Genomic DNA, 12,715 nt, shown 5'->3' with positions numbered 1-12,715 from the left:
GAAAAAAAGTAGTTTTAAAAACTATTGCTTTAAGGAGAAAGCTTTATTATAATCTATCACACGTAAGAAAATTCAGAATATTAAAACTTAACCATATGAAAGAAGGAGGGATTTCATGCAACTACAAACCGAGACGAAAAAACAGCCTAGTCAATCAAGATTTAAAATGCCTGATGCATATGTTCTATTATTTTTTATCGCTTTACTTTGTGCAATTGCAACTTATTTTGTTCCTGCTGGAGAATTCAAAAGAGTTACAAAAGGCGCCATTACCACAACAATACCAGGAAGCTATCATTCTGTTCCGCAATCTCCTGTAGGGTTTGTTTCCTTTTTTACTGCCATTGAAAAAGGAATGACACTTGCTGCCCCAATTATCTTTTTAATTTTATTCACCGGTGGCGCAATTGCTATTCTCGAAAAAACAGGTGCTCTTGATGGCTTAATCTATCATGTTATTAACAAATTTCGTAATCAGCAACTACTTTTCATTTGCATTGTCGCAGCACTCTTTTCCATTCTTGGCACAACTGGCATTATCGTTAACTCAGTTATCGGTTTCATCCCCATCGGCATCATCGTTGCACGCACGTTAAAATGGGACGCTATCGTCGGTGTAGCAATCATCTATTTAGGCACTTATGCTGGTTTTAATGCTACTTTATTATCTCCCTCACCTTTAGGCATTTCACAAAAAATCGCAGAACTTCCGATGTTTTCTGGAATTGGTTTGCGTGTCGCAATCTATATATCTTTTTTAATTGCTACGATTTTGTATATACATTTTTATGTCAAACGTTTAAAGAAACCGAATAAAGGCAGTATCCTCGGAAACGACTGGTTTCCAAGCAACGGACTTTCAAATAATAATGAAGAAACAAATAAAACAGATGTCTCTTGGACAATTCGCCATAAATTAATATTACTAGTTACGTCATTATCTTTAATTGCATTTTTAATAGGGGCTTTTCGTCTACATTGGTCGGATTCACAAATGACTGCCACATTTATTTTTATAGCAATTGCAGCTGGGCTCATTGGTGGTATGAAAGCAAATGATATCGCCTCTACGTTTCTAGCAGGATGTCAAAAACTCATATATGGTGCTTTGATCGTCGGAATGGCTCGTTGTATTTCAGTCATTTTAGAACAAGGAAAACTACTTGATACAATCGTTAACCAACTAGCACATTTTCTTGAAGGACAAAGTCCTATATTCGGCGTTATGGGAATGTATATCGGAAGCGCCGCACTACACTTCCTTATTTCATCAGGAACAGGAGAATCTGTTATTTTCATTCCTATTTTAGCGCCTCTAGCAGACTTAATGCATATTACACGCCAAGTGACTGTAGAAGCGGTTATGCTTGGAGAAGGCGTAGTAAACTGCTTAAATCCAACTTCTGGCGTTTTAATGGGCGTACTCGCAGCAAGTGGCATTTCTTACGGGAAATGGATTCGTTTTATGGCTCCCCTTGCACTCATTTGGTTTATAATTGGACTTATTTTTCTTATTGTTGGCGTGAATATTGGGTGGGGACCTTATTAAATAATAAAACATATGAAGCTATCACTATTCAAAAGTGATAGTTTCATATGTTTTTATAACTGTTAGACCTCATGTAATGTGAACTCTTTATTGTTAACAAAATGCGCATCCATCCAATTCACAACAATTTCTTGCAACTGTGGATGAAGTGGCTTAGCTGCTCCTTCCGCATAAATCTTTTTAAATTCCAACGCTTTAAAATCACCTTCAAAATATTTTAAGGTATGATCCATATTTTTTATTACATGTACTTCAGAATCACCCTTAACATAATTACCAATTCGCTTCGCTTTTTCGGGATCTGTCTGAAAGTCCTTATCACCAGCAATTGCTAATACTGGACATGTTACTTTCATTAAATCTTTATAAATGTCATGCTGAAAATGCTCTCTAAGCCATTTTGCATTCATTGGCTTAAATCCAATTTTAACAATATCTTTTTTGGAGTTTATCATTTTCTCTGTTGCTTTTTGTGCCTGCTTTTCACCTCGTTTCTCAATATTGAGAAGACGCATTAACTTTCCTTTTATTCCTTTTTGCTCTTTTAACTCCTTATAAATAATCTCTCTTTGTCTTTTAGTAGCTTCTTCTAACGATTCCGCAGCTCCCGTAAGTAATATGAGTCCATTAGCTGGTGTTTTTGCATTTACTATCGTTGCTAACAAACACCCTTCACTATGACCAGCTAAAACGATTTTTTCAGAGTCTACAAAAGGTTGCTCTTTCAAATACGCAATAACAGCTTCTATATCGGATACTAAATCCCACATCCCAGCTTTCATAAATTCACCCTCACTTGCTCCAACACCACGTTTATCAAAACGTAATGTAACTACTCCGAGGTTCGTAATTAAATGTGCCAAGTCTTTATACATATTCACTTTCATATTCAGTGGCACTATTGTTCCATCGCGATCAACTTCGCCAGATCCAGTGATAATTAGCACAGCGGGATATTTCCCAACACTTCTTGGCTTTGTAATTGTACCTTGTATCGTTACACCGTTATTTACCGATACTTCATATTCATCAAAACTCATATTTTCATCCCCTCCCATTTCGGTTCATTTATTTATAAAATCCCCAATAGCATATCTATTCTTTTATACTTAATTTAAACTTCAATGACGCTACGATACTTTTATAAGCTGACAATTCCTTCAAAGGAGTAAAGAGTGGATTCTCTATAATACTTTGCATCATGCTTTCTTTAATAACGGATTCACTTCTAACCGTTTTCGCTCCAAGTGGAAACTCCTCAAACCACGAATCAATTGCATCGAAATATGAATCCCCGTGTAATTGTAGACTATTTAATGTAAAACTAGCACCACAAACGGTCGCATATTTACGTAACATTTCCAACGCACTTTCATAGTTTTCTTGCATGCAGTATACTTGTGCAGCAGCGTAGTAGAGCTTCAAAGTCATATTAGGATGTAAATTTTCTAGATTATAAATTTCTATAAGTATAAATGCTCTATTTAAAATGATGTCTACCCTTTCCACACTTGATGCATTTAATAGTAAATAGTTTGGTATTACCCCAACTAGTCGCATTAAATGCTGATACATACTAATTTGCATCACTTCCTTCGCCTTTGGCGCATTCCCAAGCATTTGATACGCCTGCGCTATTAGCTCTTCATCTGGAAGGTTAGGACGTATCGTTTCACCGAGCAAATGTAGAACTTCATTCGGCCTTTGTAATATAAGATTACATGTCGCTTCTAACGAGGCTGCCTCTTTAGCAAGAAAAACATCCTGACTTTCTTCCTGTACTCGATTAAAAAGATGAATCGTCTCTTCTATTATTTCAATTCTTTCATCCGTATCTTCCGTCAACATATGGTGATTAATAAATAGTACGCCCATCTGAAGTAATAAAGGAAAACAGGAATAATATTTTTTTATCATTTCTCTACACTCCATCATTACTTCATCAAACGGCTTTTCACTAAAGGCTTGCGCAAGTCTATGATATAAATTTTTAATATCTTCCTGTGTCATTTGTGGTGCATACCCTATTAGTGCATCTATACTTATATTAAAGTACGATGCTAACTGTGGTAGAAATGTAATATCTGGATAACTTTGCCCCGTTTCCCATTTTGAAACAGACGCCTTCGTAATCCCGATATACGCTGCCAATTCTTCCTGTGTAATGCCTTTTTCTTTCCTCTTAACCGCAATTATTTTATGAATATTTATCTCTTCCACATCATCACCTCATACTTTTATTATATGCTTTTATTTCAGACAAAATATGGATTTGAAGTCAACTTCAATTAACAAAATCAACTATTAGGAAACATCCTCATAAAACAAAAAGAAGTTCCAGTAAACTAGAACTTCTTTTTCTATGTATATTTATTTCGTTACTTCACCAAATTTCGCTTTCGTCACTTTCGCCAAATCTTCAACTTTAAGCTCAATTTGCACACCAATTTTCCCGCCACTAACGATCATCGTTTCAAGTGATCGGCCGCTCTCATCAATGCATGTAGCAAATAACTTTTTCATTCCTACTGGTGAACAACCACCGCGAATATATCCTGAAACTTTCGTAATATCTTTAACGGGAATCATTTCTATTTTCTTTTCACCGACTGCTTTTGCGGCTGCTTTTAAATTCAGTTCCTCATCTACCGGGATTATAAAAACATGATATTCTTTACTATTCCCTTGAGCGACAAGTGTTTTATATACTTCTCTCACGTCCCTACCAATTTTTCCCGCAACTGAAACACCATCAATTTTCCCATCGTCCGGATCATATGACATCATCGAATATTCAATTTTTTCTTTATCTAATATTCGCATCGCATTTGTTTTATCTTTTTTCATGAGTTTCTCCTTAAAAAATTATTTCATATTATTAAGATTTCTTTTATTATACACCTTTTTTAAATTACCCTGCATAACTTCACTCATTTTTCAAAACTGAAAATATTGATATTTCAAAAATCTTCTGTTATACTTTTGAAAAAACTTATTAAGGAGAGATTTGTAATGCGAACTTTTAATACTTCTTTCCAACTTCATCATCATACGTAACGCCGTGTATCCGAAGAAAAATTTTTCTTCGTGGGTACAGGGCTTTTCCTGTTGACCCACGAAGCGTTCATAAAGCTATGTGGGTATTTTTATACCTGCATAGCTTTTTTTAATTTAAAAGAGGAGTGATTAGAATGGAAATGAAAAATGTAAAAGGAACAAAAGACTATTTACCAGAGGAACAAGTATTACGAAATAAAATTAAAAGAGCTTGTGAAGATACATTTGAACGATATGGATGTAAACCTTTAGAAACTCCAACATTAAATATGTACGAACTTATGGCATATAAATATGGTGGTGGCGATGAGATTTTGAAAGAAATATACACGCTTCAAGATCAAGGAAAACGTGAGCTTGCCTTACGCTACGATTTAACAATTCCATTCGCTAAAGTTGTTGCGATGAACCCAAATATCCGCCTTCCTTTTAAACGATATGAAATTGGAAAAGTATTTCGAGATGGTCCAATTAAACAAGGGAGATTTCGTGAGTTCATACAATGTGATGTTGATATAGTTGGTGTAGAGTCTGTAATTGCAGAAGCTGAATTAATGGGCATGGCATTTGAACTTTTTCGTACATTAAACTTAGATGTACAAATTCAATATAATAATCGAAAATTATTAACTGGTATTCTCGAGTCGATTAACATTCCTACTGAATTAACGAATGATGTTATCTTATCATTAGACAAAATTGAAAAGATCGGCATTGATGGCATTCGAAAAGATTTGCAAAACCGCGGAATTATAGAAGAAACAGTAGAAATAATATGTGATACAGTGCAATCTTGCATAGAGTTTGATATTACTGACTTTGAAAAAGCGTTCAATAATACACTCGTTACAAATGGAGTAAATGAACTACAGCAATTACAGCAATATTTACTCGCTCTCGGAATTAAAGAAAGTACTATATTCAACCCGTTTTTAGCAAGAGGACTCACAATGTATACAGGAACTATATATGAAATCTTTTTAAAAGATGGAAGTATCACATCGAGTATTGGTAGTGGTGGTCGCTATGACAATATAATCGGAGCCTTCCGTGGTGATAATATGAGCTATCCAACTGTAGGGATTTCATTCGGTTTAGATGTTATTTATACAGCGCTACAAAAACAAGAAACGATAGCATCTACGGCAGATCTATTTATCATTCCACTCGGGACAGAATTACAATGTTTACAAATCGCCCAAAAATTACGTGCTACAACTTCCTTAAAAGTTGAACTTGAACTAGCTGGTCGTAAATTAAAGCGTGCCCTTAATTACGCCAATAAAGAAAATATCCCGTATGTACTTATTATTGGAGAAGAGGAAATTACTACAGAAACCGTTGTGCTACGAAATATGAAGGAAGGCACTGAAGTAAAGATTCCCCTCTCTTCTTTAGAAAATAACACATTTAATAACTATATATAATACGTGCCACCCTCCTTTGGGTGGTTTTTCTAATGAATAAATAAAATTCGAGTTAGTTTACATAATATAATTATCGTATCGATTTAATGTGAATCACAAAAACATATCTATTCACCCACTATATTTGGTAATATATTCATACGAGCATATTTAGGAGGAATTTACTTTGAAGGCAGTTGTAAAAGTATTAAAGTGGACTACAGGTATTTCCCATCTGTTATTAATTCTTTGTTATTTACTTCAAGGAATAGTTGACTTATCCGAGATACCATTACTTATAGTAATTACTCTACATATCATTACTATTTTATTAGCTAAAAAAGAAGGCATGAAAACCTATGCTAATTATATAGGAATCCTCACTATTCTAGTTGCTTTCTTTCCCTATATACGAATCGCTATACATATTATAGCGTCGATTTTCCTTCTATTAGATGCCGCTTCCACGAACACAAAAGAAGCGTATGATTTATAGCGGATTGAAAAATAGAAGTTAGCGAAAGATTTTTCAACCATATCAAAAAAGAGGGCAGATATGCATCTCCCTCTTTTGTCTAACTATTATTATTCTTGTCCTTGCTCGTCCATAATCTTCTCAAACGCCGCAGATACTTTTTCAAATTCCTCGTCACTTTCAATGTATGAGAATTCGTCATCTTCTTCTACTTTTAAAAAGAAGATATCAACGTCTTCCTCTGTTTCCGCTTGAATGTCTTCTACAAAGGCAACTGCAATGTATTCTGCTCCTTCAACATCCATCGCTCCAAGCACTTCAACATCTTGCTCTTCATTATTTTCATCGCTAAGGCTAAACACTTCGCCTACTTCAATATCTGACATATTCATTCTCCTCCTATCACACTCTAAAAAATAGAACGTTCAAAACGTATACTCACTAACATATCTTTCCATAAAAAGTTGAATTCATACAGAAAGAACAACAAATTCTTGTTGATTCAGTATAAGTATCCAACTAATACTATAAACGATAAATGCAAATTTTTATACTAAAGTGACTTATGCAACAATTCAAGTACATCTTTCATAGCATAAGGACCATCTTTTTTTACGTGCTCTGCGAATTCAGAAACGAGACGCAACGTTTTCACACTTTCGATTGGATGATCTCCTGACGCACTTTCAGCAGAAAGCATAACTGCATTCGTTCCATCCAGTACAGCTTGAAATACATCCGTCACCTCAGCTCTTGTAGGAATAGAATGATCTACCATAGATTGAAGCATTTGTGTCGCTGTAATGACATACGTATTCGTTCGATTGCACTCACGAATCAGCATTTTTTGTAAAAGCGGTATAATTTGATACGGCAATTCCACGCCTAAATCTCCCCTTGCGATCATAATTCCATCCGCTACTTTACATATATCTTGAAAATTCTCGATTGCTTCCATCGTTTCTATTTTTGCAATTAAATTTGGTGAAGTTTCTTTATGCTCTTGTATAAAATTTCGTATTTCCTTTATATGACTAGGTTTTCGAACGAAAGAACACGCAATAAAATCAACATCCTCTTCTAGAAGAAACTGAATATCTTTTTTATCCTTCTCTGTAATAGCTGGTAAACTTACGATTGTACCTGGTAAGTTCACCCCTTTATGTGAGGAAATATTTCCACCTGTTTTTACTCTCGTTTCTATTTTTTCCGTACTTACCTTTTCAACAATTAACTCAACTTCTCCATCATTAATAAGAATTCTATTCCCAACTTTCACGTCATTCGCAATCCCCACATAATCAACACTTGCTTCTTCTTTATTCCCTTGAACTGGATTGGTATGTAAAGTAAATAACTCCCCTGCTACAAGTGTAATTTGTTCCTCTTTTATTTCACCCAATCTTATTTTAGGCCCTTGTACATCCCCTAGAATTTTAATAGAATCGTCTAACGATTTTACTAAGCGAATGATATCTTTATGACTTTCATGCGTGCCATGTGATAAATTTAACCGAACAATTTTCATACCATTGTCTATTAACTGAGCTAATATTTCTTTATTATTGCTTGCTGGTCCAATTGTACAAACGCGATCGATTGTCATTCTTCCCACCATCCTTTTTATAAATAGTTCCCATAAAATAAAGAGAAGATTCTTTTTATAGGAAAGAACGTACAACTTAAGAATACAAGAAGACTTTATGTGATGAGAAGATTTTTCTGAAGAATTAGCTTACATTTAACTTTTTGTGTTCACCATTTTGACTCAATAGTTTTTGTTAGTTTCTTGGCAATGGGGTACTACTAACAAATAGAAAAAATCAAAACTATGTTTACATACGAACGTTAGATTGGGATGCCGAAAACAATCTATGGAGGGACAACAATGACTAATCTTTGTAAAAAGATAATAGGACTAACTTTAGCCAGTACTATAACACTAGGTTCATTAGCTGCAGGAGGCATGCTGAGTGGTAATGAAGTAAAAGCTGCGGCGAAAAAAGCAGAGAAACAACCAAAAAACGTAATTATCATGGTTATGGATGGGACAAGCTCTTCTGTCACAACATTGGCTCGGTGGTATAAAGGGGCACCTCTTGCACTCGATCAAATTGTATCAGGAGGTGTTCGTACGTATTCGGCAGAATCAGCTATTACGGATTCTGCACCAGCAGCCACAGCTTTATCGACAGGCAATAAATCAAATTCAGGCTATGTGGGCGTATTACCTTCTGTTGTGAATTCGCCTGGCTTAAAACCCGTCAAAGAAGAATGCAAGTTTCGTCCAGTTGCCAACGTCTTAGAAGGTGCAAAACGTTCAGGACGCGCAACGGGAATTATAGCTACTTCAGAAATTCAGCATGCTACTCCTGCTGGTTTCTCTGCCCACCATGCAAACCGCAAAAATTTTGAAGTAATTGGTGAACAGCAAGTTTATCAAAATATAGATGTTGTATTAGGTGGTGGAAAGGCAGCACTTCTGCCTCCGACAAGCAGTGGTATTCGTAAAGACAACGAAGATTTAGTAAAAGTGATTCAAAATAAAGGGTATGACTTCGTCGAAACAAAGAATGCATTATTAAATTCCAAATCAAATAAAATCTGGGGCTCTTTCTCCAGTAATGCACTTGCATTCGATATAGATCGTGCAGCAACCAATCCTGAACAACCAACTCTTTCCCAAATGACGGAAAAAGCAATTCAAACTTTATCAAAAGATAAAGATGGTTTTTTCTTATTCGTAGAAGGCAGTAAGGCAGATTGGGCAGCACATGCAAATGACCCAATCGGGATGATTAGCGATGTATTGGCATTTGATGATGCGGTTACGGCAGCGTTAAAGTTTGCGAAGAAAGATCGTAATACTATGGTCATCGCTGTAACCGATCATGGAAATAGCGGTCTTTCCATTGGTAACAGCAATACTACAAAAGGATATGATACCACACCAGTATCAGCCTTCATTACCCCACTGAAAAAGGCGAAAATGACACTTGAAGGTGCTACAAATAAACTAAAAGATGATTTATCTAATATAAAAGAGGTCGCTGCTCTTTACGGTTTAGACAACCTAACTAATAATGAAAGTGAAAAATTAAAAGCTGCTCAAAAGAAAGCTGATGTAGGTCCAATCCTTACTACATTATTGGCTAACCGTGCGAACCTCGGTTTTACAACTGGTGGTCATACGGGTGAAGATGTATTCTTATACTCTTACGGGCCTCAAAAGCCATACGGTTTAGTTCAAAATACGGACATTGCAAAGACAATGGCCAGAGCAATGGGCTTCCAATTAGGAGACATAACGAAGAAATTATTTTTAGATGCCGAAACATCCTTTAAAAAAATTGGTGCGATTGTAACGATTGATAAAAAAGATGTAGCAAACCCTGTACTTGTAGTAAAACGCAATAATACGGAGGCAAAGTTGTCTGTTAATAAAAACATTATCTGTATCGATGGAAAAGATTATCAACTAGGAAGCATCGTTGTAGAAAGTAACGGGAAATTCTATGTACCTGAACAAGCAATTCAACTATTTTTAAGACACTCTCGCTAAAAAAATTTTGTTTAAGTATGAAATGTATGTTTTTATAGCCTACCTCCACATATCCATCAAACTAATATTCTGAAGTACTCCGAAAACGAGATTTTTATCCTTTGATATTTATCAATGTAGATTCTGCCCGTTTTTTGGAACAACAGGTACCTGAACTTAATAGGGATAGGTGCTATCCCACTTTTTTATTATTTTTTTATTTTTAATAACGCATTATAAATATTTGCTTCTCCAGATCCAAATAATGCATCATGTCCTGGTTTACCGAAATCTTTTGCTGTTTGTTTAATTAAGTTCTCTACTTGTGCAGGAGAATATGTCGGATGAGCCGCTTTAATAACCCCCGCAATTCCCGCTACTTTTGGCGAGGCCATTGATGTTCCATGCATTAAAGCATAGTTATGCAGATCTGAAGTGAAATATGGTTCCAAATAAGTTGGCCATGTACTTAATGTACGATAATGGAAATCTCGCTGTGCTAGATCGCCTGTTTCAGCATATACAGGACCGTTATCACCGCCTGGTGCTGCCACATCAATAAAACTGTTTCCATAGTTTGAGTAAAATGCAATTTTATCAGTTGACCATTGATTAGAAGAAGATACATTAATTACACCCGGAATTTGACCCGGAGTTTCTACATAAGGCCCTTTAAAGATAAGATCGTCTGAGCCATACTCCTTATTTAAATAATCTGTTATCATTTTCTTATCATTCATATTGAGTGATTCGTTTCCACTTGCAGCTACGACTGTTACATTTTTTTGTACGGCATATTGAATTGCACGCTTCCAAATAAGAACATCCGCATTATCGCTATATTTTTTTCCGTTATCATAGTATTTCATGCTATCAAATCCACCGATAGACATGTTTATAACGTCAACATTATCATTTGCAGCCGCAACAATAGCGTCTACAATCCAAGCTGTCGGTGCACTACCAGATTCGGGGAAAACGCGATATGAACGAACTTTAAGATCTGGTCCAACCCCTTTTATTTTGCCATTTGCTGCAATTGAGCCTGCTACATGGGTTCCATGTCCTCCCCTATCCTTCACATCAGCAGGATCACCTTTCTCAGTTTCATCCGCACCAGCTGGTACGAAATTCTGACCACCACTATAGTTTTTTATTAAATCAGGATGATTCGCATCGATACCGCTGTCGATTACACCGACTGTTGCTCCTTTCCCTGTTCCTCCATTCAGCTTATAAGACGCACCATCATTTGTTATATTTTTGATGTCCCATTGATAATTCCAATAGCTGTCTATATTTTCTGGCTGTGGGATATCCGTTACTGGCTTTCCGTCCGCTGCGGTTGGCCGTATTTCTTCTTTATCTAAAGCGTGGAAAACTTCTTGATTTGCAGCTTGGATAGATGAAACCCCTTTCAAGTTATCCAAGAAGGAAGGGTTACTTGACTTTACTTCCATTGCTCCGATGGCAGGAATGACGCGGAGAATTTGCCCACCTGCATTCGAAATAATAGATTGATAATTGCTAGGTAAATCTTTCTTAAAGGCAATCAAATAACTTTTTTCTGTTTGAGTTGAGCTAGATGTTGTTTTTGTTTCCGCAGACACATTGTTTCCTGCTAGAGTACCGAATGTTAAGGCTGTAGCTAATGTCAAAGTGGTGATCCTTAATTTCATTACAATTCCCCCTAAAAAAATTAGTAATGCTTGGATAAGATTCTATTCCACATTAGGAATAGTAAAACCTTCGATAAACTACCTATGTGAAAATATTTTTTTGCTGCTCCTCCCCCATAGCTATCAAGCTAACAAAATAAATATGACGGTCTTAATGAACTCTCTTCAACCAGGACAAACATGTAAAATATCCAATGCTTATGTAGGAATGACTGATAAAGTGCCAATCCATGTGATTATTCGTCAGCTAACAAAAGAACAAAAAAAGATTACAAGATCAAACAATCTCGCTTATCATTGACGTTATATGAGTTTAGCTTGATGGCAATGTCCTATCCCCATCAAGCTAAAAAGGTTTTTGTTCCCATCAAAGAGCTATTTCTGTTTGTCATTGTTCGCTATAAAACATATACAGTTTCATACAGTAACGATCAAAAATAAATTCCATCCTTGTATAATCTACATCATGTAATACGATTGTGATGGATAATACGACTGTGATGGGCAATACGATTGTGATGGATAATACGACTGTGATGGGTAATACGATTGTGATGGATAATACGACTGTGATGGGTAATACGATTGTGATGGGTAATACGATTGTGATGGGTAATACGATTGTGATGGGTAATACGATTGTGATGGGTAATAACTTTGTTGCATTTGTTGTGATTGTAATGCTTGTTGCTGTGCTTGTATAGCCTGATGAACAGCTTGAATAGTACTTTGTGCAGGTCCCTGCCCTCCTAAAGGACGCATTTGCATTTCATTGTAAAAATGCTTGGAAAGCATTCTTTATTCACCTCACCTCTGCAGATATTTTTGTCTTCATGTTTTATACTATGAATATTGAATTAAAGTGGATAATTCATGAAACTTTTCATCTTCCCAGCTAGTTGCTTTTCCATTTCCTTATAAAGTGAGTAAAGAAAATTATGTCATTCAACAAACGTTCGATTCATTTCGTATCATAATTGAAAAGAACAATAAATAACGAGCCCACAC

General features: G+C 35.8%; 11 protein-coding genes. 4 read left to right on the top strand and 7 right to left on the bottom strand.

The genetic code is table 11. The features are described 5' to 3' along the window. The first annotated feature begins 115 nt into the window (after positions 1-115). Positions 116-1,549 (top strand): YfcC family protein, encoded by a 1,434-nt coding sequence (locus tag MR109_RS21905; RefSeq protein WP_178939487.1) that lies wholly within the window; start codon positions 116-118, stop codon positions 1,547-1,549. Positions 1,550-1,611: 62 nt separating this feature from the next. On the opposite strand, the gene MR109_RS21900 is transcribed toward MR109_RS21905, so the two are convergent. The 3 genes from MR109_RS21900 to ybaK form a co-directional block, all read right to left on the bottom strand. Next, on the bottom strand, positions 1,612-2,589 hold the full coding sequence (locus MR109_RS21900) for an alpha/beta hydrolase family protein (RefSeq protein ID WP_242273857.1): 978 nt from the start codon (positions 2,587-2,589) through the stop codon (positions 1,612-1,614). Positions 2,590-2,644: 55 nt separating this feature from the next. Continuing rightward, the gene (locus MR109_RS21895; RefSeq protein WP_242273856.1) at positions 2,645-3,769 is read right to left on the bottom strand and encodes a helix-turn-helix domain-containing protein; all 1,125 of its coding nucleotides are present in this window, start codon (positions 3,767-3,769) and stop codon (positions 2,645-2,647) included. Positions 3,770-3,919: 150 nt separating this feature from the next. Beyond that, positions 3,920-4,396: a Cys-tRNA(Pro) deacylase gene (gene ybaK, locus MR109_RS21890; protein WP_242273854.1), complete on the bottom strand. Its 477-nt coding sequence runs from the start codon at positions 4,394-4,396 to the stop codon at positions 3,920-3,922. 344 nt (positions 4,397-4,740) lie between these two features. Here ybaK and MR109_RS21885 point away from each other — a divergent pair, with 344 nt between their 5' ends. Together MR109_RS21885 and MR109_RS21880 are read left to right on the top strand one after the other, a co-directional pair. Continuing rightward, positions 4,741-6,033, top strand: a complete 1,293-nt coding sequence (locus MR109_RS21885; protein WP_071719035.1) for a histidine--tRNA ligase — start codon at positions 4,741-4,743, stop codon at positions 6,031-6,033. Between the two features lie 166 nt (positions 6,034-6,199). Further along, complete coding sequence (locus MR109_RS21880; protein WP_242273852.1) at positions 6,200-6,508, top strand: hypothetical protein; 309 nt, start codon at positions 6,200-6,202, stop codon at positions 6,506-6,508. A gap of 89 nt (positions 6,509-6,597) precedes the next feature. On the opposite strand, the gene MR109_RS21875 is transcribed toward MR109_RS21880, so the two are convergent. Together MR109_RS21875 and MR109_RS21870 are read right to left on the bottom strand one after the other, a co-directional pair. Continuing rightward, positions 6,598-6,873: a DUF1292 domain-containing protein gene (locus tag MR109_RS21875; RefSeq protein ID WP_098307783.1), complete on the bottom strand. Its 276-nt coding sequence runs from the start codon at positions 6,871-6,873 to the stop codon at positions 6,598-6,600. A 167-nt stretch (positions 6,874-7,040) separates the two neighbouring features. Continuing rightward, a complete protein-coding gene (locus MR109_RS21870) occupies positions 7,041-8,093 on the bottom strand; it encodes a pyruvate kinase (protein WP_242273851.1) in 1,053 nt (350 codons plus the stop codon). A 282-nt stretch (positions 8,094-8,375) separates the two neighbouring features. Between MR109_RS21870 and MR109_RS21865 the strand changes: the two genes are divergently transcribed. Next, complete coding sequence (locus MR109_RS21865; RefSeq protein WP_242273850.1) at positions 8,376-10,049, top strand: alkaline phosphatase; 1,674 nt, start codon at positions 8,376-8,378, stop codon at positions 10,047-10,049. A gap of 188 nt (positions 10,050-10,237) precedes the next feature. On the opposite strand, the gene MR109_RS21860 is transcribed toward MR109_RS21865, so the two are convergent. Both MR109_RS21860 and MR109_RS21850 read right to left on the bottom strand, forming a co-directional pair. Further along, positions 10,238-11,707, bottom strand: a complete 1,470-nt coding sequence (locus tag MR109_RS21860) for a S8 family serine peptidase (RefSeq protein WP_002172679.1) — start codon at positions 11,705-11,707, stop codon at positions 10,238-10,240. Positions 11,708-12,166: 459 nt separating this feature from the next. Further along, complete coding sequence (locus tag MR109_RS21850; protein WP_242273849.1) at positions 12,167-12,502, bottom strand: hypothetical protein; 336 nt, start codon at positions 12,500-12,502, stop codon at positions 12,167-12,169. Positions 12,503-12,715 lie beyond the last annotated feature (213 nt).

It is taken from the genome of Bacillus cereus group sp. BfR-BA-01310 (assembly GCF_022664325.1).
Lineage (GTDB): Bacteria > Bacillota > Bacilli > Bacillales > Bacillaceae_G > Bacillus_A > Bacillus_A paramycoides.
The sequence above is the reverse complement of the archived record's forward strand: the minus strand, read 5'-3'. Positions and strand labels throughout refer to the sequence as shown.